Source organism: Streptomyces phyllanthi (assembly GCF_009377205.1).
In the GTDB taxonomy this organism is placed as follows: Bacteria; Actinomycetota; Actinomycetes; order Streptomycetales; family Streptomycetaceae; genus Streptomyces; species Streptomyces phyllanthi.
In genome coordinates, this window is the sequence record NZ_VJZE01000125.1 from 1 (window position 1) to 21,151 (window position 21,151).

Annotated in this window: 13 protein-coding genes; 8 read left to right on the forward strand and 5 right to left on the reverse strand. The window is 70.0% G+C overall.

Annotated elements, in window-relative coordinates; genetic code table 11:
• Together FNH04_RS19280 and FNH04_RS19285 are read left to right on the forward strand one after the other, a co-directional pair.
• The coding region (locus FNH04_RS19280) for a sensor histidine kinase (protein ID WP_407704121.1) at positions 1–557 on the forward strand (557 nt) is incomplete at its 5' end.
• Entirely contained in the window at positions 554–1,234 is a 681-nt protein-coding gene (locus tag FNH04_RS19285) for a response regulator transcription factor (RefSeq protein WP_322723303.1), read from the forward strand. The genes FNH04_RS19280 and FNH04_RS19285, both read left to right, overlap by 4 nt.
• Before the next feature lie 139 nt (positions 1,235–1,373).
• Here the strand turns inward: FNH04_RS19285 and FNH04_RS19290 are convergent, their stop codons facing one another.
• Entirely contained in the window at positions 1,374–2,903 is a 1,530-nt protein-coding gene (locus FNH04_RS19290) for a helix-turn-helix domain-containing protein (RefSeq protein ID WP_152785887.1), read from the reverse strand.
• Between the two features lie 139 nt (positions 2,904–3,042).
• The gene (locus FNH04_RS19295; protein ID WP_152785889.1) at positions 3,043–3,243 is read right to left on the reverse strand and encodes a DUF4236 domain-containing protein; all 201 of its coding nucleotides are present in this window, start codon (positions 3,241–3,243) and stop codon (positions 3,043–3,045) included.
• A gap of 342 nt (positions 3,244–3,585) precedes the next feature.
• Here FNH04_RS19295 and acnA point away from each other — a divergent pair, with 342 nt between their 5' ends.
• The 3 genes from acnA (at position 3,586) to FNH04_RS19310 (ending at position 8,585) form a co-directional block, all read left to right on the forward strand.
• Positions 3,586–6,303, forward strand: a complete 2,718-nt coding sequence (gene acnA / locus FNH04_RS19300; protein ID WP_322723304.1) for an aconitate hydratase AcnA — start codon at positions 3,586–3,588, stop codon at positions 6,301–6,303.
• A 228-nt stretch (positions 6,304–6,531) separates the two neighbouring features.
• The gene (locus tag FNH04_RS19305) at positions 6,532–7,002 is read left to right on the forward strand and encodes a response regulator (RefSeq protein WP_152785893.1); all 471 of its coding nucleotides are present in this window, start codon (positions 6,532–6,534) and stop codon (positions 7,000–7,002) included.
• Positions 6,999–8,585 (forward strand): sensor histidine kinase, encoded by a 1,587-nt coding sequence (locus FNH04_RS19310; protein ID WP_228031502.1) that lies wholly within the window; start codon positions 6,999–7,001, stop codon positions 8,583–8,585. Before FNH04_RS19305 ends, FNH04_RS19310 begins: the two co-directional genes overlap by 4 nt.
• 167 nt (positions 8,586–8,752) lie before the next feature.
• On the opposite strand, the gene FNH04_RS19315 is transcribed toward FNH04_RS19310, so the two are convergent.
• Together FNH04_RS19315 and FNH04_RS19320 are read right to left on the reverse strand one after the other, a co-directional pair.
• Positions 8,753–9,859: a substrate-binding domain-containing protein gene (locus FNH04_RS19315; RefSeq protein WP_152785895.1), complete on the reverse strand. Its 1,107-nt coding sequence runs from the start codon at positions 9,857–9,859 to the stop codon at positions 8,753–8,755.
• The gene (locus tag FNH04_RS19320) at positions 9,856–12,420 is read right to left on the reverse strand and encodes a SpoIIE family protein phosphatase (protein WP_152785897.1); all 2,565 of its coding nucleotides are present in this window, start codon (positions 12,418–12,420) and stop codon (positions 9,856–9,858) included. Before FNH04_RS19320 ends, FNH04_RS19315 begins: the two co-directional genes overlap by 4 nt.
• A 598-nt stretch (positions 12,421–13,018) precedes the next feature.
• Between FNH04_RS19320 and FNH04_RS19325 the strand changes: the two genes are divergently transcribed.
• Positions 13,019–14,092, forward strand: a complete 1,074-nt coding sequence (locus FNH04_RS19325) for a lytic polysaccharide monooxygenase auxiliary activity family 9 protein (RefSeq protein ID WP_152785899.1) — start codon at positions 13,019–13,021, stop codon at positions 14,090–14,092.
• A 105-nt stretch (positions 14,093–14,197) separates the two neighbouring features.
• Here the strand turns inward: FNH04_RS19325 and FNH04_RS19330 are convergent, their stop codons facing one another.
• On the reverse strand, positions 14,198–17,992 hold the full coding sequence (locus tag FNH04_RS19330) for a GH92 family glycosyl hydrolase (RefSeq protein ID WP_152785901.1): 3,795 nt from the start codon (positions 17,990–17,992) through the stop codon (positions 14,198–14,200).
• Positions 17,993–18,618: 626 nt separating this feature from the next.
• On the opposite strand from FNH04_RS19330, the gene ngcE reads away from it, so the two are divergent.
• Both ngcE and FNH04_RS19340 read left to right on the forward strand, forming a co-directional pair.
• Positions 18,619–20,064, forward strand: coding sequence for an N-acetylglucosamine/diacetylchitobiose ABC transporter substrate-binding protein (gene ngcE, locus FNH04_RS19335; RefSeq protein ID WP_152785903.1), 1,446 nt, complete (start codon positions 18,619–18,621; stop codon positions 20,062–20,064).
• 84 nt (positions 20,065–20,148) lie between these two features.
• A complete protein-coding gene (locus FNH04_RS19340) occupies positions 20,149–21,084 on the forward strand; it encodes a carbohydrate ABC transporter permease (RefSeq protein WP_152785905.1) in 936 nt (311 codons plus the stop codon).
• The last annotated feature ends 67 nt before the right edge of the window (positions 21,085–21,151 follow it).

Below are 21,151 nucleotides of genomic sequence, written 5' to 3' on the forward strand. Positions count from 1 at the left end.
ACCCGGAGCAGGCCCAGAAGATCCTCGCCGACCTGGCCCGCACCACGTCCTCCGCGCTGCTCGAACTCCGTGCCACGGTCGGTGTGCTGCGACAGACCGACGATCCCGAATCCGACTCCCTGGAACCGGCCCCGGGCCTGAACCGCCTGCCCGGACTCATCTCCGCGTGCGAGTCGGCGGGCCTCACCGTCACCGTCACCACAGAAGGTGAACCGCAGCCACTGTCGCCCGGTGTGGACCTGACGGCGTACCGGATCATCCAGGAGGCCCTCACCAACGCCACCAAGCACGCCGCTGACCGCGCGGCCCAGGTCCGTCTCACCTACTCGGGCTCCCGACTGCTCATCACCGTCACCAACGACGGGGCCGCCGTGGCTCCGGCGGTCCCGGGCGGTGGCTACGGCCTGATGGGCATGCGCGAACGCGCCCACTCCGTCGGCGGCGAACTGCGCGCCGGCCCCCGCCCCCAAGGCGGCTTCGAAGTCACTACCGCACTGCCGCTCCACACCCACGCCCAGGAAGAGACCCTGGCACAACCACAAGAGGCCACCCAGTGACCATCCGCGTCCTGCTCGCCGACGACCAAGCCCTGTTGCGCGGCACGTTCCGGCTACTGATCGATTCCTGCGACGACATGGAGGTCGTCGGCGAGGCCGCCAACGGCGAGCAAGCGGTGAACCTCGCCCGTACCCACCGCCCGGACGTGGTGCTCATGGACATCCGCATGCCCGGGACGGACGGACTGGCCGCCACCGCCACCATCTGCGACGACCCCGACCTCACCGGGACCCGGGTCCTCGTGCTGACCATGTTCGAGACCGAGGAGTACGTCGCCAAGGCGCTGCGCATGGGCGCCAGCGGCTTCCTGGGCAAATACGTCACCACGGACGCACTTCTTGGTGGAATCCGCACGGTAGCGTCCGGTGAGGCCCTGCTGTCGCCGGGGGCGACACGAGCCCTCGTCAACCGCTTCCTCTCCGCCCCGGCACAAGGCACGTTCCTCGCGACTCCCGAGCGCCTGAGCGACCTCACACCGCGCGAACGGGAAGTCACCGCGCTGGCCGCCCAGGGCATGTCCAACGACGAGATCGCCGCCGAACTCGTCCTGAGCGTCCTCACCGTCCGCACGCACATCCAGCGTTCCCTGGCCAAGCTCGGCGCCCGCGACCGGGCCCAACTCGTGGTCATCGCCTACCAGGCCGGACTCGTGCGCCCGGAATCGTCCAGTTTCTGACCCACGGCGGAGTGCGGTCGGTGAAGCACGCAACGGAGGGCTCCCGCGTCCGGGAGCCCTCCCGAGCCCAGAGGTGCCGCCGCACCCCCTCCAGGCCCGCATCAGCGCAGGTCGAACGAGGTGCGGCGGTATCCGCAGTTCAGATGTCCCGGAAGATCTCGATCTGCGCCCCCACCGAGTTGAGCCGCTCGGCCAGATCCTCGTAGCCGCGGTTGATGACGTACACGTTGCGCAGGACGGACGTGCCCTCCGCCGCCATCATGGCCAGCAGGACGACGACGGCGGGGCGCAGGGCCGGTGGGCACATCATCTCGGCGGCGCGCCAGCGGGTGGGGCCCTCGACCAGTACCCGGTGGGGGTCGAGGAGCTGGAGGCGGCCGCCGAGGCGGTTCAGGTCCGTGAGGTAGATCGCCCGGTTGTCGTAGACCCAGTCGTGGATCAGGGTCTTGCCCTGCGCGGCGGCGGCGATGGCCGCGAAGAACGGCACGTTGTCGATGTTCAGGCCCGGGAACGGCATCGGGTGGATCTTGTCGATCGGCGCCTCCAGCTTGGAGGGCCGGACGGTCAGGTCCACCAGCCGCGTACGGCCGTTGTCCGCGACGTACTCGGACGTGCGGTCGTGGTCGAGGCCCATCTCCTCCAGGACCGCGAGCTCGATCTCCAGGAACTCGATCGGCACGCGCCGGACCGTGAGTTCGGACTCGGTGACCACGGCGGCGGCGAGCAGGCTCATCGCCTCGACCGGGTCCTCGGAGGGGGAGTAGTCGACGTCGACGTCGATGTCCGGTACGCCGTGCACGGTGAGCGTGGTGGTGCCGATGCCCTCCACCCGTACGCCCAGGGCCTCCAGGAAGAAGCACAGGTCCTGGACCATGTAGTTGGACGACGCGTTGCGGATGAGGGTCGTGCCGTCGTGGCGGGCGGCGGCGAGCAGCGCGTTCTCCGTCACCGTGTCCCCGCGCTCGGTCAGCACGATCGGCCGCGTGGGGGCGACCGACCGGTCCACCATGGCGTGGTACTGCCCCTCGGTGGCGGTGATCTCGAGCCCGAACCGGCGCAGCGCGATCATGTGCGGCTCGATGGTCCGCGTCCCGAGGTCGCAACCGCCCGCGTACGGCAGCCGGAAACGGTCCGCGCGGTGCAGCAGCGGGCCGAGGAACATGATGATGGACCTGGTCCGGCGGGCCGCGTCCTCGTCGATGGCCTCCATGTCGAGGTCGGCCGGGGGCACGATCTCCAGATCGACCCCGTCGTTGATCCACCGGCTCCGGACGCCGATCGAACCGAGCACCTCCAGAAGGCGGTAGACCTCCTCGATACGGGCCACCCGGCGCAGTACCGTGCGCCCCTTGTTGAGCAGCGTGGCGCACAGCAGCGCCACGCAGGCGTTCTTGCTGGTCTTCACGTCGATGGCACCGGAGAGGCGGCGGCCACCGACCACGCGCAGATGCATCGGGCCCGCGTAGCCCAGTGAGACGATCTCACTGTCCAGGGCTTCGCCGATTCGAGCGATCATCTCAAGGCTGATGTTTTGGTTGCCGCGCTCGATGCGGTTGACGGCGCTCTGACTGGTGCCGAGCGCTTCCGCAAGCTGCGACTGTGTCCAGCCCCGATGTTGCCGGGCGTCACGGATGAGCTTGCCGATGCGTACGAGGTAGTCGTCTGCCATGGCGCGACCGTATATCGGATGTGAGATAAACGAAAACGGAGCGCGCCCTTTCGAGTGGGTACGCACCCGCTCCGGCCGCGAGGGACCCCCGGCGCCGCCCCGGCTTCAGTGGCGCCCCGCCTTCGGTGCGGTCCCGGCTTCAGTGCCGCCGACGGCGCGTGGAGGTGCGGCGCCAGCCGAAGGGGCCCGGCAGGTCCATCGATGTCGTACGGCGCCCCGTACTGCTGTGGGTACGACGCGGCCCGTGCCGCCCGCCCGTGGTGATCGACCAGGAGCGGCGGTTGATGTTGAGCCGGACCCCGGGCAGGATCCGGAAACTCTTGCGGAACGTGAGGGGCATGCGTGCCTCCTTTCCGTCCCGGGCGGGTACCCGTGGTGCGTCGGCGCATGCCCGCCGCCGACCGGTCCCGCCTCGGGGTTCCCCGGCGGCGGTCTCGCCCCGCGGTGCCCTGCCGGCAGGGGGTGTGGCGAACCAGACAGCGCCCCCGTGGCGCGACAAGGCTCCGGGCATGACCCAGCCGCGCGCATGTACTAGAGTTATCTCGACATCGAGATATCTGCCTAGGCGCGCCCGGCCGCCAGCTCGGTAAGGGGAACCTAACTTAGCCTCACCTTAGCGGATCGTCGAGACGGCGTGGCGGCAGGATGCGGTGGTACGCGCACAAAAATGAAGGAGACTGTCGTGTCGGCGAACAGCTTCGACGCCCGCAGCACGCTGCAGGTGGGCGACGAGTCGTACGAGATCTTCCGGCTGGACAAGGTGGAGGGCTCGGCCCGCCTTCCGTACAGCCTCAAGGTCCTGCTGGAGAACCTGCTCCGTACCGAGGACGGCGCGAACATCACCGCCGACCACATCCGTGCCCTCGGTAACTGGGACTCGCAGGCCCAGCCCAGCCAGGAGATCCAGTTCACGCCGGCCCGCGTGATCATGCAGGACTTCACCGGCGTGCCCTGTGTCGTGGACCTCGCCACCATGCGCGAGGCCGTCAAGGAACTCGGCGGCGACCCGGCCAAGGTCAACCCGCTCTCCCCGGCCGAGCTGGTCATCGACCACTCCGTCATCGCCGACAAGTTCGGCACGAACGACGCCTTTGCGCAGAACGTCGAGCTGGAGTACGGCCGCAACCGCGAGCGCTACCAGTTCCTGCGCTGGGGCCAGACCGCCTTCGACGACTTCAAGGTCGTCCCGCCGGGCACCGGCATCGTCCACCAGGTCAACATCGAGCACCTGGCCCGGACCGTGATGGTGCGCAACGGGCAGGCCTACCCGGACACCCTCGTCGGTACCGACTCGCACACCACCATGGTCAACGGCCTCGGTGTGCTGGGCTGGGGCGTCGGCGGTATCGAGGCCGAGGCCGCCATGCTCGGCCAGCCGGTCTCCATGCTCATCCCGCGCGTCGTCGGCTTCAAGCTGACCGGTGAGCTCACGCCCGGCACCACCGCCACCGACCTGGTGCTCACCATCACCGAGATGCTCCGCAAGCACGGTGTCGTCGGCAAGTTCGTCGAGTTCTACGGTGAGGGCGTCGCCGCCACGAGCCTCGCCAACCGCGCCACCATCGGCAACATGTCGCCGGAGTTCGGCTCGACCGCCGCGATCTTCCCGATCGACGACGAGACCATCAAGTACCTGAAGCTGACCGGCCGTTCGGAGCAGCAGCTCGCGCTCGTCGAGGCGTACGCCAAGGAGCAGGGCCTCTGGCTCGACCCGGCCGCCGAGCCCGACTTCTCCGAGAAGCTGGAGCTGGACCTCTCCACGGTCGTCCCGTCGATCGCCGGCCCGAAGCGCCCGCAGGACCGCATCGTCCTCGCGAACGCTGCCGAGCAGTTCAAGGCGGACGTCCGCAACTACGTCGACACCGTGGACGAGGCGGGCCAGGAGTCCTTCCCGGCCTCCGACGCCCCGGCCGTCGCCCCGAACGGCGCCCCGTCCAACCCGGTCACCGTCACCGCCCCCGACGGTTCGACCTACGAGATCGACCACGGCGCCGTCACCGTCGCCGCGATCACCTCCTGCACCAACACCTCGAACCCGTACGTCATGGTCGCCGCCGCGCTGGTGGCCAAGAAGGCGGTCGAGAAGGGCCTGACCCGCAAGCCGTGGGTCAAGACCACCCTCGCCCCGGGGTCGAAGGTCGTGACCGACTACTTCGACAAGGCCGGGCTCACCCCGTATCTCGACAAGGTCGGCTTCAACCTCGTCGGCTACGGCTGCACCACCTGCATCGGCAACTCCGGCCCGCTGCCGGAGGAGGTCTCCAAGGCCGTCAACGACCACGACCTCGCGGTCACCTCGGTCCTCTCCGGCAACCGGAACTTCGAGGGCCGTATCAACCCCGACGTCAAGATGAACTACCTGGCCTCCCCGCCGCTGGTCGTCGCGTACGCCATCGCGGGCTCCATGAAGGTGGACATCACCAAGGACGCGCTGGGCACGGACCAGGAGGGCAAGCCGGTCCACCTGTCCGACATCTGGCCCTCCGAGGCCGAGGTCAACGACGTCGTGGCGAACGCCATCGGCGAGGACATGTTCAACAAGTCCTACTCCGACGTCTTCGCCGGTGACGCCCAGTGGCAGGCGCTGCCGATCCCGACCGGCAACACCTTCGAGTGGGACCCGGAGTCGACGTACGTCCGCAAGCCCCCGTACTTCGAGGGCATGACGATGGAGACCACCCCGGTCTCGGACATCGCCGGCGCCCGCGTCCTCGCCAAGCTGGGCGACTCGGTCACCACCGACCACATCTCCCCGGCCGGCGCCATCAAGGCCGACACCCCGGCGGGCAAGTACCTCACCGAGCACGGTGTCGAGCGCCGCGACTTCAACTCGTACGGTTCCCGCCGAGGCAACCACGAGGTCATGATCCGCGGCACGTTCGCCAACATCCGCCTGCGCAACCAGATCGCGCCGGGCACCGAGGGCGGCTACACCCGCGACTTCACGCAGGACGGCGGACCGGTCTCCTTCATCTACGACGCCTCGCAGAACTACCAGGCCGCCGGCACCCCGCTGGTCGTCCTGGCCGGCAAGGAGTACGGCTCCGGCTCGTCCCGTGACTGGGCGGCCAAGGGCACGGCGCTCCTCGGCGTCAAGGCCGTCGTCGCCGAGTCGTACGAGCGCATCCACCGCTCGAACCTCATCGGCATGGGCGTCCTCCCGCTCCAGTTCCCCGAGGGCGCCTCGGCCGAGTCCCTCGGCCTGACCGGCGAGGAGACCTTCTCCATCTCCGGCGTCACCGAGCTGAACGAGGGCACCACGCCGCGCACGGTCAAGGTCACCACCGACACGGGCGTCGAGTTCGACGCGGTCGTCCGTATCGACACCCCCGGTGAGGCCGACTACTACCGCAACGGCGGCATCATGCAGTACGTGCTGCGCAGCCTGATCCGCAAGTAAGGGATCCGGTACGGCGGCTGGGCCGCGCTCCCCGGACAGGGGGCGCGGCCCTTCGCCATGTCCGGGAGGCCCACACCCGGACGCGCCGAAGAGCTGCTGCAAGGCGGAGAAGGCTGTGACATCAGCCGCTACCGCGGAGGGACGTCGCGCGGGAGCGCTCCGCCAGGTCACGGCTGTGGCTCAGTCGGAACACAGGGCTCCCTCAGGGAACAGGGACAGGATCGGGACATGGCTGGTATCGCAGGGACCCGGAACGACCGGGGCCGCGTCCTGATCGTCGATGACGAACCCGGGCTCACCGAACTGCTCTCCGTGGCCGTCACGGAGGCGGGCCGGCGGCCCTGTCCGGCGGCCGACGGGGAGAGCGCGCTGTGCGTCGCGTTCCGCCGCGCCCCGCACGCCGTCGTCCTCGACGGAATGCCGCCCGACCCGGACGGCATCCAGGTGCTCAGGCGGCCGCGGTACGAGCACCCGAAGCCGCCGGTCCTCATGCTCACCGCCCGGGACGCCCAGGACGCCCTGGAGCACCGTATCGACGGGCTCTGCGCGGGCGCCGACGACCACGTCACCAAGCCGTTCACCCTCGAAGAGGCGGTGCTGCGGCTGCGCGGACTGCCGCGGCGGAGCGGAGCCGCGCCGATGATCCACACGCCGCGCGGCGTCGGGTACGCCGTCAGACCCGCGGAGGCGGCGGGATGAAGGCCATACCGTACGGCGGACCACGGCAGAACGAGCCGCGGCGGCAGTCGCTGCGGACCCGCCTGCTGCTCCTCATCGGCGCCACCCTCGTCGTGGTGTGCGCGGCGATGGCGCTCACCACCGTGTTCGCCCAGCGCGCCTATCTGCTGGGCAACCTGGACGACCGGGTCACGGGCGCCGCCGAGCGCGGCCTGGGCGGGGCCCGGGTCGGGCCGCGCGACCCCACCGACCTGGCCTTCCTGAGGGAGCAGGGCCAGGCCGCCGGCACGCTCGCCGCCCGGCTCGACGACGAAGGGCGGATCACCACCGCCGAGGTCATCACCGGGGACGGCGAACGGCGGACGCTCGACGCAGCCCAGCGCGCCGCCCTCGACGGCATCGAGACCGACGGCTCGCTGCACACCCGTACCGTCCCCGGCCTCGGCACCTACCGGCTCACGGCCCTCAGCGGCGACGGGCTCACCGTCCTCGCGGGGCTGCCGACGGCCGACGTGGAGAACCTGATCAGCGGGCTGGTCGTCGTCGAGGCCGTCGTGGCGGCCGTCGGCCTCGCCGTCGCGGGCTGCGTCTGCGCGGTGGTGATCCGGCGTCAGCTGCGGCCGCTCGGGCGGGTCGCCGCCACCGCCGTCGAGGTCTCCCGAGCCCCGCTGGCCCACGGCGAGATCGGCGGCCTCACCCGCGTACCCGAACGCGACACGGATCCCCGCAGCGAGGCCGGCCAGGTCGGTGCCGCGCTCAACCGCATGATCGACCACGTCGAGTCCTCGCTCGCCGAACGCCGGCGCAGCGAGGAGCGCATGCGCCGCTTCCTCGCCGACGCCGGCCACGAACTCCGCACGCCGCTTGCCTCCATCGCCGGATACGCGGAACTCATGAACCGCGGCACCGGGCGGATCGAGCCGGTGCTGGCCTGGCGCAGGGTCTCCGCCGAGTCGGCGCGCATGACCGGGCTCGTGGAGGACCTGCTGCTGCTCGCCCGGCTCGACGAGGGCCGTCCGCTGGAGTCGGCCGAGGTGGACCTCGCGGCCGTGGTCGCCGAGGGGGTGTGGGACGCGCGGGCCGCGGGGGAGGACCACGTCTGGCAGCTCGCGCTGCTCCTCGACGCTCCGGCGCTGGTCACCGGGGACCAGACGCGTCTGCGGCAGGTCGTGGCGAACCTCCTCGCCAACGCCCGTGTGCACACCCCGCCGGGCACGACGGTCGTCGTCTCGGTGGAGGCCACGGCGGAGCGCTGTGTCGTCCGGGTCCGCGACGACGGCCCCGGCGTCCCGCCCCACCTGCTGTCCTCGGTCTTCGAACGCTTCACCCGCGCCGACGCCTCCCGCTCACGCACCGCGGGCAAGGGGGGCGGCTCCGGTCTCGGCCTGGCCGTCGTCGCCGCGATCACCTCGGCACACGGCGGCCGTATCAGCGTGGAGAGCGAGCCGGGCCGCACGGAGTTCACCGTGGACCTGCCCCCGGCGGGCACCGCCGCACTGCCGGCGGTGGACACGGTCTCGGCCCCGTCGGACCGCCACCGGCCCGACACGGGCGCCCCGTCCGTACCGGAGAGCCACCGCTCCGGCCTGCCGGGCGGCCGGTGAAGGCACCCGGGCGGGCGCCGGCGGCCTGCCGGGCGTTACCAGGCCGCTCGGGTGGGCACAGGTTGCCCACGGGTGTCCACGGGTGTCCGGCGTCGGCACCCGCACAGACATCCCGGACGGACCTGCCGGCCCCGTCGGCGCCTGCCCGGCGATGACCGGCTTTCCCCTTATGGAGTGAGCCCGGCCCGGGCACAGGCCGACCGGAGCTCCGGGGTGCAGATCTGGTTGACCGTGTACATGCCGTCCTTGACGAGCGTCTGCTCGATGTTGCCCGCCGTCACGGCGATCGGGGTGAGCAGGACGGCCGGGATGTCGTCGTGGGTGCGGCTGTCGATCGTCGTCGTGACGATCGCGTCGATGTCGTTGCCGCGCCCCAGGGCGACGGCCATGGCGGCGGCCGCGTCCGTCTGCTTCTGGAAGGACTTGTAGACGGTCATGGTCTGCTCGCCCGTGATGAGGCGCCGTACGGCGTCGAGGTCGGCGTCCTGGCCGGTGATCGGGGGCAGCGGCGAGACACGGGAACTCTTGAGGGCCTGGACGGCGCCGGTGGTGATGCCGTCGCTGGCCGACAGCACGCCGTCGATCCCGTTCGGACCCAGCGCGGCGATGGCGGCGGACATGTTCGTGTAGCCGTTCTCCGACCGGTAACCAGGAGTCTGGTACGACCTCTCGATCCGCACCTTGTCATCGAGGACCGCCCGGGCCCCTTCCTCGTACTGGGCAGCGTTGGGGCTGGCCGGATCGCCGTTCAGCATGACGACCCGTCCGCCGTCCGCCTTGTCGCCCATGGCCTGGAGAAGCGCCTCGCCCTGGAGCCGGCCGACCTGGACGTTGTCGAAACTGACGTAGCCCGAGATCGGGCCCTCGACGAGCCGGTCATACGCGACGACCGGGATGTCCGCCTGCCGAGCCGCCTGGACCGAGGAGCGGAGTGTCTTGGGGTCGGCGGCGTCCAGGATGATGACCCCGGCCCCCTTGGTGATCAGGGAGTTCATCTGCTGCCGCTGGCTCTCCGCGTTGTTCTGGGCGTTGGCGTACGCCAGGGTGCAGTCGGGGCACAGCTCCTTCACCTTCTTCTCGATCATGGGCTTGTCGGCCCCCTCCCAGCGCGGGAGCGCGCGGCTCGGCAGCAGCAGGCCGACGGTCATGCCGCCCCCGCCCTCCCCGCCGTCTCCTCCGCAACCGGCCGCCAGGGACACGGCCATGAGCAACGGAACCACGACGGCGAGGGCACGCCACTTACGGGCCCTCCTGGCAGACCCCTGAGTCCTCATGGCAGACCCCCTCGGTTCTCTCCGGGCCCGGGCCCGGCGGCGTCGTGCGGTCCGGATCCGTCGCCTTCGTGACCGGGTTCCTGGCCCGGCACGACGATCTCGCTGTACACCTGCTTGCCCCCGCCGACCGGCACCGAGCCCCAGGTCGCCGACATCGCCTCGACCAGGAACAGGCCCCGGCCGCCGGTCGACTCCCAGTCCACGACCACCGGCTTGGCGGGGGCGCGCGGCGAGGAGTCGGTCACGGCGATCCGCAGCCGGTCCCCGGCGTGCGTGATGTCGACACGGATCGGCCCCTGGGTGTGTACCAGCGCGTTGGTGACCAGTTCGGAGACGACCAGCAGCACCGTGTCGGCCTCCTCCCGGAGGTCCCACGAGCGCAGGGTGCGCGCGGTGAAGCGGCGGGCGTGCATCACGGCGTCGGGCAGCCGCCACACCACCCAGCCGGCCCGCACCGGCCGGACCCTCATCCCGTCGTAGCGCAGGAGCAGCAACGCCACGTCGTCCTCACGGCGGCCGTCCTGGCCGAGCAGTACGTCGGCCATCCGCCCGGGGTCCGAGGGGTCGGCCTCCGCGAGCGCCTCACGTGTCCGCTGCATGCCCTCGTCGAGTTGCAGGTCGGCGGACTCCACCAGACCGTCGGTCACCAGTGCGAGCACCGTGCCCGGGGACAGCGCGACCGCGGTCAGCGGGAACTCCGCGTCCGCGAGCACCCCCAGCGGGAGCCCGCCCTCGACCGCGATCTCCTCGGTACTGCCGTCGGGGTGGCGCACCAGCGGGGACAGATGCCCGGCCCGTACGAACAGCGCGTTGCCCTCCTCCATGTCCAGCTCGACATAGCAGCAGGTGGCGAACAGGTCGGTCTCCATGCCGACCAGCAGACGGTTGGCGTGCGAGACGACCACGTCGGGCGGATGGCCCTCCACCGCGTAGGCCCTGACCGCGGTACGCATCTGGCCCATGATCGTCGCGGCACCGGCACTGTGCCCCTGTACGTCGCCGATGACCAGGGCCACCCGGCTCTCGGAGAGCGCGATCACGTCGTACCAGTCGCCGCCCACCTGCAGTCCGCGCATGGCGGGCAGATAGCGGGCGACGGCGATCCCTCCGGGCAGCTCGGGCAGCCGGCGCGGCAGCAGACTGCGCTGGAGCATCGTGGCGAGCTCCTGCTCGGCGTCGTACGCGTGCGCGCGCTTCAGCGCCTGGCCCACCAGCCCCGCGGTCGCGGTGAGCAGGGCCCGTTCCTCGGGGACGAAGTCGTGCGGCTCGTCCCAGCCGACCAGACACACCCCGGCGACCGCGCTCTTGGCCGGGAGCGGCAGGACGGCCAGTCCACCGGGGCCGACGCCCGCGAGCCCGGGTTCCAGCGAGGAACCCGCGGGCCACAGGCTCATCCGGCCGTCCCGCAGCGCCGCCTGGAGCGTGGGCAGGGAGCTGACCGGTGCGTCGGGCCACTCGGAGCGCCACTCGGAACGCCACAGCTCCGGCCAGGCCCCGGCCCCCGGCGGATCGAGCACGGTCACCGCCAGCCGGTCCTCCAGCACCTCACCGAGCGCCACCCGGTCGGCGCTCAGTGGCTCACGCAGGGCCGCGACCACGACCCGGCTGACGTCCCGGACCGTGGTGGCGTCGTCGAGCGCGGCGGTCAGCCACTGGACCCGGGTGACATCGCTGGGGCTCTGGCGCAGCACGGGGGCCGCGGTCACCACGCCGACCACCCGCTCCGGCCTGCCGTCCGTCCCCATCAGCACCCGGCAGCTCAGCCGCAGCCAGCACAGCTCACCGGTGGGCCGGCGGATGCGGAACTCCAGTTCACGGCGGCCGACGGTCTGCGGGGACGGCTCCACGACCGACATCAGCGACGGAAGGTCCTCCGGGACGGTGAACGAGAGCAGCGTGTCGGTCTTCCCGTCGAAGTCATCCTCGGAGACGCCCACCAGTTCGAGCAGGGCCGCGTCCGTCTCGACCATGCCGGTACCCAGCACCAGGGCGAACGTCCCGACGCCCATGCTCCGCAGCCCGGCGTCCAGCACCGGAGAGGGCGTGGACCGGTCGGCCTCGCCGCGGAGCCGGTCGGCGACCGCGCCGGCGTACCACCCCAGGAAGTCACGCTGCTCGGCCACGAAGCCGTTCGCGTCGTCCCCTACGACGACGAGACAGCCCAGCGACCCGCCCGCCGCCTCGAGCGGCAGCACCGCGAGCGAGGCCCCGGCGCGCAGCGGGGTCGGGCCGTCCTCGTCGCGGGAGGCGAGCTCGGCGGCGTTCAGCCACAGGGGCCGGCCGGCCCGGAAGGCGTCGGCCACGGGGGACCCGCCGGAGACCGGGAAGCACTCCCGCAGCCCGTACCGCGCGGGGGCGGCTCCGGCCGACTCGACCAGACGGAGCTCCTCGCCCTCCTCGCTCGGTACGCAGACAGCCGCCAGTGCCGCACCGGCGAACGCCAGGACCCGCTCCCTCGCGGCGTGCTTCGACGCCGGGCGAGGCGGACCTGCGTCCTCCGCCCCGGTCCCGAGCGCCCGCGGGCCGGAGACCGCGGCACGGGCACCGCCGTAATGGGGCATCTCCGCATCTACCTCCTGTGCGTGCCGCGGGTGCCGGCCGGTGGAGGTTCCCCGGGACTCAGGGGGACGGCGCGGGCGTAGGACCCGGCGGCGCCGGACCACGCCGCCCATGAGCGGCAGGCATCCACACCTCAGAATCGCATACCTGGACAAACACGCCAGAGATGCCAGATTTCTCTCACGGATCACGGTCCGGTTTCTCTCATGGCCACGGGCGGCCACCCGAGGGTCGCACTCCCGCGCGTCCGGGCCCCGGTCCCGGCGTCCGGGTCGTGCGCGGCAGGCGTTTACAACGAGACCGCTCGGCGCTAACTTCCGAAACAAGTGGATGGGAGCGCTCCCACGCGGCATCGGTCCGGTACCCCGCCGTACGGGTGCACTCCCGCCCTGCACAACACAGCCGAACCCCGGCAGCGCATCGGTACGGCCGCGCCCCCGCACCCGCGGACGTACGCACACCGCACACCGCACATCACGCACTGCACATCACGCACCGCAATCGCACACCGCACGTCACGCACCGCACGCACCACCGCAATGCGCGCACCGCACGCGCCGCGCGCGTACCTCGAGGCTGTACACCGAAGGAGCCTTTGTCATGCACCTGACGTCCCCACGATTAAGGCTGCCCCGACGTCACCGAGCCCTCTTCCTCGTCCTGCTCGCCCTCGTCACCACGATCCCGGCGCTCGGCCTGGTCGTGACGGCGGGCAGCGGCGAGGCGGAGGCGCACGGCACTCCCATGAAGCCCGGCAGCCGCACCTTCCTGTGCTGGCAGGACGGGCTGACCGACACCGGTGAGATCAAGCCCGTCAACCCGGCCTGCAAGGCCGCCCAGCAGGTCAGCGGCACCACGCCGTTCTACAACTGGTTCTCCGTGCTCCGCTCGGACGGCGCCGGCCGCACCCGCGGCTTCGTACCGGACGGCGAACTGTGCAGCGGGGGCAACACCAACTTCACCGGGTTCAACACCCCCAGCAAGGACTGGCCCCTCACCCACCTCACCTCGGGCGCGACCGTCGACTTCTCGTACAACGCGTGGGCGGCGCACCCGGGCTGGTTCTACGTCTACATCACCAAGGACGGCTTCGACCCGACCAGGACGCTCACCTGGAACGACATGGAGGACCGGCCGTTCCTCAGCGTCGACCACCCGCCGCTGAACGGCAGCCCGGGCACGGTCGAGGCCAACTACTCCTGGCGGGGACAGCTCCCCGCGAACAAGTCCGGCCGCCACATCATCTACATGGTGTGGCAGCGCTCCGACAGCCAGGAGACCTTCTACTCCTGCTCGGACGTCGTCTTCGACGGCGGCAACGGCGAGGTGACCGGCATCAAGGAGCCGGGCGACCCCACCGACCCCGTACCGGGCCAGTGCTCCGCGACCCGCCGTACGACGGGCAGCTGGAACGGCGGTTACCAGTCCGAGGTGACCGTCAGGAACACCGGTGACGTGCCGATGCTCGGCTGGATGGTCGACTGGACCCTGCCGAGCGGACACACCGTCAGAAGCCTGTGGAGCGGCAACGCCACGTACAGCGGTCAGAACGTGATGGTGCACAACGCCGACTGGAACGGCTCACTGGATCCGGGCGAGAGCACGACGTTCGGCTACGTGACCGACGGCTCGGGAGGCGATCCCGCCACGACCCTGCCCTGCAGGGTGGGCTGAGCCACTCGGGGCCGGGGACCCGGCCTCCGGCGAAGGGGACCAGGCCTCCGGCAAAGGGGGCGGGCCCGGGAGGAATCCCGTGCCCGCCCCTCACCCGTGGGGGGTTCAGGCCAGCAGCTCCACCTCGGCCAGCGTCGCCTCACCGGACAGGACGAGCCGGTAGTGCCGGTACGTCCCCGGTGCCGCCACCGAGAACGCCCGGGTCTGCCGGTCCCAGGTGAAGGACTCGCCCGAGCGTTCGTCGAGGGTCTTCCAGGCCGTACCGTCGGCGGAGCCCTGGAGGGTCCAGCCGGTGGGGGCCTTCGCACGGTCGGAGGACGACGTCAGGGTGTACTGGACAGCCCTGGCCCCGGCGGTGGTCGGCAGCGTGACCGTCGTCGCCGTGGCGTCCGTCGCCGACGTGTTGTCGAAGAGCGCCCCCTCGCCCGTCACCACGTCCGAGCGCGGTGACGGCACCGTGTCGTCCTTCGTGATCGAGACGGGCGCCGCGCTGCGGCCCGTGCCCCACGAGGACGGCTCCGGGCCCATGTCGAACTCCAGGGTCCCGCCCTTCGCGATCAGCGCGTGGGGGAGCGAGGTCGACGTCCACTTCTTGCCGTTGACCTTCAGGCCCTGGACGTAGACGTTCTTCGCGCTGTTCCGGGGCGCCCTGACCACCAGGTCCTTCCCGTTCTCCAGGTGGACCGTCGCCTTGGTGAACAGCGGGGAGCCGATGGCGTACTCACCGCTGGCCATCACCAGCGGGTAGAAGCCGAGCGCGGAGAAGAGATACCAGGCCGACTGCTCGCCGTTGTCCTCGTCGCCGTGGTAGCCCTGACCGATCTCGCTGCCGGTGTACAGGCGCGAGAGGACCTCGCGGACGTTCTTCTGCGTCTTCCAGGGCTGTCCCGCCGCGTCGTACATGTAGATCGCGTGGTGCGCCACCTGGTTGGAGTGCCCGTACATGCCCATCCGGACGTCCCGCGCCTCCGTCATCTCGTGGATGACCCCGGGGTAGGAGCCGATGAACTCGGGGGAGGCCGTCTCCGGGGTGGAGAAGTACGCGTCCAGCTTCTCGGCCAGTCCCTTCCGGCCGCCGTAGAGGTTCGCCAGGCCCCGGCTGTCCTGGGGGGCGGTGAAGGCGTAGCCCCAGCCGTTCGTCTCCGTGTAGTCGTGGCCCCACACGCGCGGGTCGTACTTCGAGGACTCGACCCGCCAGTCACCCTTCGCGTTCCGGCCCTGGAAGAAGCCGGCCCTGTCGTCGAAGAGGTTCACGTAGTCCCGGGCGCGGTCGAGGAAGTACGCGGACTCCTCCTTGTAGCGCTTCTCGCCCGTCTTCCTGTACAGGGCCTCGCCCATCCGCGCGATGCCGTAGTCGTTGAGGTAGCCCTCCAGCGCCCACGACAGGCCCTCGTGCGTCTCGGTGCTCGTGTAGCCGAGGAAGGGGGAGGTGGCCATGCCCTTGCGGCCCACGCCCGACGACGGTGGGACCACCGTCGCGTTCTTCACCGCCGCGTCGTAGGCCGCCTTCGCGTCGAAGCCGACCCCCTTCACGTACGCGTCCGCGAAGGCCACGTCCGACGAGGTGCCGGTCATCAGGTCCGCGTAGCCGGGGGACGACCAGCGTGACGTCCAGCCGCCGTCCTTGTACTGCTGCACGAAGCCGTCGACCATCTCGCCGGCCTGACGTGGGGTGAGGAGCGAGTACGCGGGCCAGGTCGTCCGGTACGTGTCCCAGAAGCCGTTGTTGACGTACACCTTGCCGTCGACGATCTTCGCGCCCGTGTGCGTCGGTGTGTCCTGGCCGGGCATCGGCGAGAACGGGGAGGCGTACTTGTACGTCGACCCCACCTTCTCGAAGCCGGAGTTGGGGTACAGGTACAGCCGGTACAGGCTGGAGTACAGCGTCGTCAGCTGGTCCGGCGTCGCGCCCTCCACCTCGACCTTGCCGAGGATCCGGTCCCACTGGCGCTGCGCCCGCTTCTTCACCTTCTCGAAGGACGTGCCGTCCGGGATCTCCTGGCGCAGGTTGTCCTTCGCCTGGTCGACGCTGATCAGCGAGGTGGCGAGGCGCAGGGTGACCGCGCGGTCGGCGCCCGGATCGAAGCGGAGGTAGCCCTTCACACCCGACGAGCTGCCCTCCTTCACCGGCGCGTCGAAGACCCCGTACACGAAGAGGCGGGTCGCGCCCGCCGACAGGTCGGACTTCACGTCCGAGTAGCCGGTGACGACCCCGTTCTCCTTGTCGAGGGTGAGGCCGGCCTGGTCGGTGACGTTGTCGAAGAGCACGCTCGCGTCGTCGCCCGGATAGGTGAAGCGCAGCGCCGCCGCGTGGTCGGTGGGCGCCATCTCGGCCTTGAGCCCGTTCTCGAAGCGCACCCCGTAGTAGTACGGCCGAGCGGTCTCGTTCTCGTGCCGGAAGGGCAGCGCGCGGGCCGTACGCCCGTTGTCCGGGGTGCCGGAGGCGGCCGACGGCATCACCTGGAAGGTCTGCCGGTCACCCATCCAGGGGCTCGGCTCGTGGCTCGCGCTGAACGCCTGGACGGTGGGCAGGTTGTCGTCGTTGTTCGCACGTGCGTACTCGTACAGCCATCTCAGCGAGCTCGCGTTCGTGACCGGCGTCCAGAAGTTGAAGCCATGGGGTACGGCCGTCGCCGGGAAGTTGTTGCCGCGCGAGAATCCGCCGCTGGAGTTGGTGCCGCGGGTCGTCACCGCGTAGTCCGACAGATGCGCCTTCGGCTTCTTTGGGGCCGCGGTCCGCAGGGTCACGTCGTCGAGCCACCCGCGGAACTTCGCCGGGCCCTTCGGCGAGTCGTACGCCACCAGGATCCGGTCCACCGTCTTCCCGGCCGCGACCGAGCCGATCCGTGACGCGACGTTGTTCCACTGGTTGACGTACAGCACCTTGGCGGCGCCCTGCCCCTGGGGGGTGAGCCGGAAACCGTGCTGGTCGGTGGCGCGGAGATCGCTCAGGTAGGTCCCGTCCGTGAAGACGAGGTCCACCGACACGTTCGTGGCGTCGTAGTCGCGGTCGCCGTCCGCCATGGACGGGAAGATCCGGTACGCCAGTTCGGTGTCCCGGCCGACGGCCACGTCCACGTCGAAGACCTTGTTGTACGAGTACGCCCGGCCGTCCGCCGTGTGCCGGCCCGCGTACCGCAGCGCCCGCTTGCCGGTGAAGCCCGCGCCCGCCTTGGCGGTGGGGGAGCCGCCGGGGCCGCGGTCGACCAGCGAGAGCATGTCCTGCGGGGCCGGACCGTCCGTACCGCCGGTGGAGAACTGCACGTCGCCGAGTTGGATGACCCCTGAGGCGCCGTTGTTCCTCGTGATCTCCAGCCGGAAGTGCCGGTACTCGGCGGGGGTGCCGGCGATGTCGTACGTCTTCGTCTGGAACGGCTCGGAGAAGGACTCGTCGGACCGGGTGTCGAGGGTCGTCCAGTCCTTGCCGTCCGCCGAACCCCGGAGCGTCCAGTCCCTCAGGTTCCGTTCGGCGTGGTCGTTGGCCGAGGTGAGCGCGTACGTCACCACCTTGGCCGGGGCGTCGAGGTCGAACTCCACCCACGCCGTCTGCTCGAACGTCAGCCACTTGGTGCCCGGCTCGCCATCGACGAGGTTCTCCTTCACCTCGCCCGCGTCCCGGTACTCGCCGCTGGCCCGGACATCGGTGACGTGGTCGGTCACATTGCCCGGGATGCCGCTGCTGTAGCCGCCGTCGACGCCGGAGGTCCTCCTGGACCCGTCGGGTCCCGTGTCCACCGTGTTGATCCAGTCCGGTGACGGATCATCCGCTTCGAACGACGAGCGGAACTCCCGGTCCGCGGCCGCCGCGCGGACCGGCTGTGCCACGGCAGCCCCCTGTGAAGCCGCCAGAAGCGCCAATGCGGCGCCGAGCGCCGTCGTGGAACCCCATCTGTGCCGCATGCGCGAGCACCCTCCCTGCGCCTGATCGCGAGCGACCAGGAGTGGACAACGTTGTCAACTTCGCTGCGCAAGGAGCCATTAGGGGTTCAAGTGGTCGGTGATGTCAAGGGTGTTGAGGTGACCGGCGTGGCGGGAAAGCGGTGGTTGCAGACTTGGTGGGGTCGGAAGCCGGCGGGCGCGCTGAAGGCCGGTCCCGACCGGGATCGGGAGGTCGGTGACGAGCCTGCCGTGGTGTACGGGGTGCGGGGGCGCGGGGATGTATGACCGGATCCCGGCGTGGAGCCGGCAGCCGGCGCGGTCCATCGGGGCGCACGCGACGCGCCCTTGACGGGGAGCGGGGTGCCGCGAGGTCTCAGGTAGGGAACGACGGCGCTCAAGCGTGCGTCCGACCTTGCCCCATCCGCGAGAAATGGACTATACCTGTCGGCATCCGCGGACCCGTTCGATGGCCGTGGACAGGCACAACCCGTTGGGGATGCGGGGGTGGTGGTGCGCCGTGTCATGCGCGCCGACTGCTGTCTCGCCCCTGTTGAATCCCTTTCATGCACGACCCAGCTTGAACTGACCGCGGTGCCCGGGAGGGTCCGGTTCACCGCCTGAGTCCTGGAGAAGGCGAGGACTTGAGCATGGGATCCGTTACCGCTGACAACAATGGCCCCGAGGGCGTCGACCGTCGTGATCTGATCAAGCGTTCCGCGGCGCTGGGCCTGATCTCCGTACCCACCATGAGCTTCCTGTCCGCGTGTGCCAGCGGCGGGGGTGGCGACAGCTCCGCGAAGGACAACGAGGGCACGGCCAGCAAGTCCAACCCCTTCGGCGTGAAGAAGGGCAGCAAGCTCGACGTCGTCATCTTCAAGGGCGGGTACGGCGACGACTACGCCAAGCAGTGGGAGGCCTCGTTCCAGAAGAAATGGGGCGTCACCTCCACCCACACCGGCACCCAGGAGATCACCGGCAAGCTCCAGCCCCGCTTCAACGCCGGCAACCCGCCGGACATCGTCGACGACTCCGGCGCCCAGCAGATCAAGGTCGACGTCCTCAACAAGAACGGCCAGCTCCTCGACCTCGCCGAGGTCCTGGACGCCCCGTCGGTCGACGACCCCTCCAAGAAGGTCCGCGACACCGTCATCCCCGGCACGCTCGACCCGGGCACGTTCGAGGGCAAGGTCGTCGCCCTCAACTACATCTACACGGTCTGGGGCCTGTGGTACTCCGGCAAGCTCTTCGCGGAGAAGGGCTGGGAGGAGCCCAAGACCTGGGCCGACTTCCTCGCCATCTGCAAGGACGCGAAGTCCCAGGGCATCGGCGGCCTCGCCCACCAGGGCAAGTACCCGTACTACATCAACGTCGCCATCATGGACCTGATCGCCAAGACGGGCGGTCTGGACGCCATGAAGGCGATCGACAACCTCGACCCCAAGGCCTTCGTCGGCTCCGAGGCCGCGCAGGCGGGTGTCGAGGCGATCTACGAGGTCGTCGAGAAGGGCTATCTGATGCCCGGTACGAACGGCCTGACCCACACCGAGTCCCAGACCCGCTGGAACCAGTACAAGGCGGTCTTCATCACCAGCGGCTCCTGGCTGGAGAACGAGCAGCTCAAGACGACGCCGGAGGACTTCGACATGAAGTTCCTGCCGATGCCGGTGCTGCCGGACAGCAAGCTGCCCTTCGAGGCGATCCGGGCCGGCGCGGGCGAGCCCTTCATCATCCCCTCCAAGGCCAAGAACCTCGCCGGCGCCAAGGAGTTCATGAGGATGATGCTCTCCAAGGAGTGGTCGACGTCCTTCGCCAAGGCGGCGAACTCGCTGACCATCCTCCAGGACGGCGTCGACCCGAGCGTCAAGCTCCGCCCGGGCACCCAGTCCACGGTCGAGGCGTCCAAGGCGGCGGGTGACAACACCTTCCGCTACATGTACGTCGACTGGTACAGCGAGATGGGCGCCGCTCTCGAGGCCGCGTCGAACGAGCTGATGGCCAAGCGCATCCAGCCCAAGGAGTGGCTGAAGCGGGCCCAGGCCGCGGTCGACAAGCAGGCCAAGGACCCGGCCTCCAAGAAGAACCGACGGGACTGATCTCGCTCGACCGACCGGATTCCGCCGCCGGGAACCCCTTGTGGTTCCCGGCGGCGGAACGGCACATCAGGGGCAGGAAACGGCATGCGCAAAGGGCAGCACCGGTTCGTCGCGGGATTTCTCCTCGTACCCGTGGCGCTCTATCTGATCTTCGTCATCTGGCCGTACATCCAGACGTTCGGCTATTCGCTGACGGACTGGAAGGGCCAGTCGCAGACCTTCGCGTTCGTCGGTCTGGACAACTACAAGGCACTGTTCGAGGACGACGTCTTCCTGAAGGCGATCTGGCACAACATCCTGTTCCTGGTGTTCATCCCGGTGATCACCATTCTGCTCGCCCTGTTCTTCGCCTTCATGGTGAACGCGGGCGGGCGCGGCCAGGCAGGCGGCGTCCGGGGCATCGCCGGGTCGAAGTTCTACAAGATCATCTACTTCTTCCCGCAGGTCCTCTCGCTCGCCATCGTCGCGGTGCTGTTCAACGCGGTGTACCGCAGCGACAGCGGTGGCCTCCTCAACGGTGCCCTGGTCAAGCTCGGCCTGGTCGACGCGAACAGTCCCGTCGAGTGGCTCAACGAGCCGAACATGGTGCTCTGGGCCCTGATGCTGGTCGTGGTCTGGCACGGCGTCGGCTTCTATCTGGTGCTGTTCTCCGCCGCCATGCAGTCCATCCCGAAGGACATCTACGAGGCCGCCCTCATCGACGGCGCGGGCCGTTCCCAGTCCTTCTTCCGCATCACCCTGCCGCTGCTGTGGGACTCCGTGCAGACGGCCTGGGTGTACCTGGGCATCGTCGCGATGGACATGTTCGTCCTGGTCGCCTCCATGACCCAGAACATGGGCGCGTACGGCGGTGGCCCCGACCACCACAGCGACGTCATGTCGACCGTGATGATGCGCAACTTCATGTACTTCGGGAAGAGCGGCTACGCCTGCGCGATGGGCGTGGTCATGCTGCTGCTCACCCTGATCCTGTCCGTGTTCACGCTGCGCGCCACCCGCCGCGAGCGCATCGAGTTCTGAGCGGGAGAGACGACGATGAGCGCACCCCTCAAGGAGACCGCCGCCACGGGCGGTCCGGCCCCCACCC